This is a genomic window from Paenibacillus darwinianus (genome assembly GCF_000598065.1).
Lineage (GTDB): Bacteria > Bacillota > Bacilli > Paenibacillales > Paenibacillaceae > Paenibacillus_I > Paenibacillus_I darwinianus.
On record NZ_KK082199.1, the window covers coordinates 4852 to 9612 of the forward strand.

Sequence of the window (4761 nt, forward strand, 5' to 3'; positions counted from 1 at the left end):
CAAGCCGCAGGCGCGGCTGCCGGCAGCGACGCTGACCAGAAGCCGGTCGAGCCAGCTTCGAAGACGGTCAAGGTCCGCTACTATGTTTCGGATGCCGAGCTGAGCGAATTGATCGAAAAGCAAACGGAAGCGACAGTCGGTGAAGACGGCAATGTTTACAAGGCGGCATTGAATGCCTTGCAGATCGAGACCGAAAAGGAACTGTCGCTTTGGAAGGGCGTAACGTTCAAAAGCGCTGCGCTGAAAGACGGCTTGCTTACGGTGGATATGTCGATTCCGGACGAAGCGCGACTCGGCGCGCCGGGCGAGGCGTTGGCGCTGGAAGCGATCAAACGCACCGTGTTCCAATTTGATGAGGTTAAAGCGCTCGACATCCTGATCGACGGCGAAGCGGTCGAAAGCCTGATGGGCCACATCGAGTTAGAGCATCCGATTCAACGCGATTAACCAATCATACGTTCAAGGGGGAAACATCGGCATGTCTCAGCAATCTTCCTGGAAAAAAATTCTGGTCACGACGATGATTTGCACGCTTATTTCCGGTGCCGGGGCCGCCTATGCGGAAACGACCGGGACAACGGCTGCGAACGCCGCCGCCAGTGTTCAGGCTGCGGCCGCGCCGGCCGACCGACCGTCCACGCCGTTTTCCGATGTCAAGAAAGGCCACTGGGCGGAGAAGCATATCGCGAAGCTCGCTTTGCAGGGTATCGTGCGGGGGAACGGGGGCAAATTCAAACCGGCCGAAAGCATCACGCGGCAGGACGCGGTGATCATGGCGATCCGGTTTATGGGTTTGGATCAGGAAATGGATGAGAACGGCGCCATTATTTTCCCCGATGTTTTTGAAGTCGGCAATTATGCCAAAGCCTATGTCGCCCTTGCCCTGCAAAAGAAGCTGCTGGATCAGACCGAGGAATACGCGCTGGCCGAAGCCGAACCGGATGCGCCCTGGGGTACCGCGAGAGCGTCGCGCGAGTGGGTGACGAAGCTCATCGTGCGCGCGATCGGACAAACGGCAATGGCGGATAAATGGAGCGACGAGCCGTCCGCTTTCGGCGACCGCGCGCAAATTGGCGAAAGCTACGAAGGTTACGTCAGCACGGCGGTCTCACTCGGATTGATCAAGGGCGTATCCCCGGACAAATTCAATCCGAAAGGGCTCATTGACCGCGCGTCGCTGGCAACGCTTCTCAGCCGAGCGGAGTCGCAGATTTCGGTGGGCTACAAAGGCCAAACTGCAGGCGTTGTCGCTTCGTTAACCGACTCGTCGCTTACGGTTGTCGGCAAAGATGGCAAGAGCACAACGTATTCCGTTGCAGCCGACACGCTGCTCTACCGGTTCGATTCGGATCAGCCGGCCTCGCTCGCGACCATTCTGCCATATACGGATGCTATCGTCATTTCCGCGAACGGCAAGGCTCTTTATATCGAACAGTCGGGAGCGGACCAGAAGATTGAAACGATCAGCGGTACGGTGGCGAGCATCGTTCCGGCGGAACGCAAAATTTGGCTGCGTGTCGGCGCCGAATTCGTATCGATCAATTACGACGATACGCTGCGCGTGCAAGACGGCGGCGGACAACTGCTGGCCGCCGCCGATTTGAAAGAAGGCAGCACGGTCGAGCTGGACCGCGATACGTTCCGGTCCGCTCCGCTTGCCGTGAATGTGCGGGTGAAGGGCGCTCCGGTCAACAAGACGGGACAGGGAACGGTAGTCAGCGTGATGGCCGGCTCGATCACGATTGCCGATAACGCGACGGGCACCTCTTCGCCTTGGAGCATCGCGTCAACGGTCGCGGTTACGAAGCAGGGACGTCCTGCCGCGCTGGGCGACCTGGCGGCCGGCGACACCATTGCCTATGAAATCGTGAACGATCTGGTCACGAAAGTTACGGTCAGCCAGGCGGCTGCGCAAACGGTAAGCGGCCGTTTCGAGGCGGTGAGCGCCGACGGCAAGCTGATTACCTATACCGTAGGCGGGAGAGCCGAAGCGGATTTCCTAGCGTCTTCCGTGGAGGTAACCATTAACGGCATCCCCAACGCGGCGCTGGCCGATCTTACCGCGCAGGATACGATCGACCTTACATTGAACGGTCAAGGCAAGGTTTCGGCGGTCAAGGTAACGAACCGGAACGTTCAGACCGTTAACGGCGCTTCGATTACCTCGTACGCCGCCGCCGCGAAAATATTGACTTTGACGGACGCTTCGGGAAATCCGCTGGCGCTTAAGCTGACCGACAAGACACGGATCGATTTTAACGGTACGTTGTTCACGTTGGAGGCCGCCTCGCAGCTGCTTCTGAACAATCGCAAAATTTCGGTTTCCTACTTCGGCTCGACTGCCGTTTCGCTGAGCTTTGTATACAAATATTCGGGTACGCTTATCAGCTTGAATACGACGGCTAAGCAGGTGACGCTCCAGCTGGCTGACGGCTCCACCATTGTGCTGCCGGCTCCGACGCCTGCGGTTGAGCTGTACGGCAAGAGCGCGGCGACGGCGGCCGACGTGCAAGCGGGACAGACGGTGACGCTGCTGCTGGATACGAACCAGGAGAAGGTCTTGTCGATCCAAGTGCATAAAACCGTTCAAATGACGGTTGCCTCCGTCGATACGGCCGGCAAAAAAATTAACCTGACCACAAGCGAAGGCGTTACCTCCCCTTGGAGCGTCGGCACGGGTGTGGCGTTCATTGGTGAAAAGGGCGAAGCGCTGACGTTCCCCCAGCTGACGGCAGGCCAAACCGTCAATGTCACGCTGATCGGACGGCAGCTGGCCGAGGTGAAGCGGGTGCTCGTAACGATCGGCATAGTCGTTTCGTTCGGTACCGATACGATCACATTCGCCGATTACTCGGGCAAGACAACCGAGGTCGCGCTGGGAGCCGGCTACCGCATCGTCAAGAACGATGCGGTAGCGGCCACGACCTCGACTCTTGCGGCGGGCGACCGTATTGAAATCCGCAAGGACGAGCAGGACAAAACGCTCGTTTCGGTGATCGCGGGTATATCCAAAAAGTTCTGGAAGTATGAAGCGGCAACCAATGAGCTTCATGTCATTCGGGCAAATTTAAGCGACAACTATCGGTACAAGCTGGCTCCCGATACGGTGTTCACTTCCGACGACGCCGGCCTTTCGATCTTAGACCTTCGTCAGGGGGATCCGATCGTTCTTTACCGTTATCAAGGCAAGCTGCTCGAGGTTGTCAAACTCTAATGATTGCTAGGACAGCAGCGCATCGGCACTAGCCGGTGCGCTTTTTTTGGTGCGTCACGCATGACGATTAACTAGGCGGTGAAAGTCCGCTGTGGGGGCTGGTAGTGGCCAACCACTAGCCAAGAGTAAGGGTGTCCATCGTGAGGTGGAATCTGACGGAAGCTGGAGGCAAACTTTCGGCTCGAGGAACGCTCATACCCGATTCAGGAAACAATGGATGAAACCCCAAAAGAATGATAAATTCGTGAACAGCGGCCCATGCCGAACCGTTAGGGGTCCGGAGCGCAACAATGACGCTTGCGCGGCACGACATTTTTCGCTACACTTTGAACGAACACCTATGGAAATAGATGATAGCGAGCCGGCTGCCAGCCGGATAAAGCCCGGGAGAGACTGGATATGAACGCCAAACGGATGCGGCACATCTTAGATACGATCGCCGGTATGTTTCCGGAAGCGCATTGCGAGCTCGTGCACGGCAATCCTTTTGAGTTGACTGTCGCGGTGCTGTTATCTGCGCAATGCACGGATGCGACGGTAAACAAAGTGACGGCAGACTTGTTCCGCAAGTACCGTAAGCCGGAGGATTATTTAGTCGTTCCGCTCGGGGAACTCGAGCAGGACATACGCCGAATCGGCTTGTACCGCAATAAGGCGGCGAACATCCAGAAGCTTTGCCGGCTGCTGATTGACAGATACGGCGGTGAAGTGCCTTCCTCGCACGAGGCGTTGACCGAACTGCCGGGTGTCGGACGGAAGACGGCGAACGTGGTCGTATCCAACGCGTTCGGTGTACCAGCAATCGCGGTCGATACGCATGTGGAGCGAGTTGCAAAGCGGCTGGCTGCGGCCAAGCCGGACGATTCGGTTCTCGAGGTCGAGAAGAAGCTGATGAAGCTCGTTCCCCGTGAGGAATGGACGGACACGCATCACCGGCTGATTTTTTTCGGCCGTTATCACTGCAAGGCGCAAAACCCGAAATGCGAGATTTGCCCGCTGCTGGACGTTTGCCCCGAAGGCAAGCGGCGTATGAAATCGGTTCGCGCCAGTAAAAACATTACAAAAACGATCGTTAAACGATCCGACAAAGGATGAGAGAACCATGAAATGCATTTCCGTTTACACCGACAATTTCGAAGCCTTCTCCGATATTTACGAGCAAATTCTCGATTCCCCGCCTGCAGACAATGAAGACGTTGTGCTGGAAGGCATCACGGTCAGCGGCTCGGGCGAGGTTCCCGAACAATATATTGAACGGATGAAAGTGAAGCCCGAAGTCGTTGTCATGCGTGAAAAGCAGCGCGGCATCACGATCTTGCAGCACGGTAACGTGTTTGAAATCTGCATGCCGGGCGACGAGACGGCCGAATAACAAGCGGACGACATCAACCGGAAGATCAAGCCGACGGCCTGCGCCGCCGGCTTGTCTGCGGTTAGGGGGGGACAGGAGGACTCATGGAAACCATGACGGTACAAACAAACGGCGCGCTGGATCATGCGCTCCGCTCCATCTCGGCCGAGATGGAGGCCGCCGGCGATTCGGCGGC

4 protein-coding genes are annotated in these 4761 nt (G+C 57.2%); all 4 read left to right on the forward strand.

All coding sequences use genetic code 11. From position 1 onward, the window contains the following. Positions 1-447 (forward strand): GerMN domain-containing protein (locus tag BG52_RS12995; RefSeq protein WP_051602337.1); only part of this gene is annotated, 447 nt, incomplete at its 5' end. 31 nt (positions 448-478) lie between these two features. Then, the gene (locus tag BG52_RS13000) at positions 479-3214 is read left to right on the forward strand and encodes an S-layer homology domain-containing protein (protein WP_036582419.1); all 2736 of its coding nucleotides are present in this window, start codon (positions 479-481) and stop codon (positions 3212-3214) included. A 399-nt stretch (positions 3215-3613) separates the two neighbouring features. Further along, the gene (gene nth, locus BG52_RS13005; protein WP_036582416.1) at positions 3614-4309 is read left to right on the forward strand and encodes an endonuclease III; all 696 of its coding nucleotides are present in this window, start codon (positions 3614-3616) and stop codon (positions 4307-4309) included. A gap of 7 nt (positions 4310-4316) precedes the next feature. Continuing rightward, positions 4317-4586 carry a hypothetical protein gene (locus BG52_RS13010; protein WP_036582414.1) on the forward strand — a complete coding sequence of 90 codons (270 nt, stop codon included), beginning with the start codon at positions 4317-4319 and terminating at the stop codon, positions 4584-4586. Positions 4587-4761: the final 175 nt, after the last annotated feature.

Excerpts from the sequence above, each read along its gene's own strand:
- BG52_RS13000 (WP_036582419.1), top strand. The coding sequence starts at position 479 with ATGTCTCAGCAATCTTCCTGGAAAAAAATTCTGGTCACGACGATGATT.
- nth (WP_036582416.1), top strand. The coding sequence starts at position 3,614 with ATGAACGCCAAACGGATGCGGCACATCTTAGATACGATCGCCGGTATG.
- BG52_RS13010 (WP_036582414.1), top strand. The coding sequence starts at position 4,317 with ATGAAATGCATTTCCGTTTACACCGACAATTTCGAAGCCTTCTCCGAT.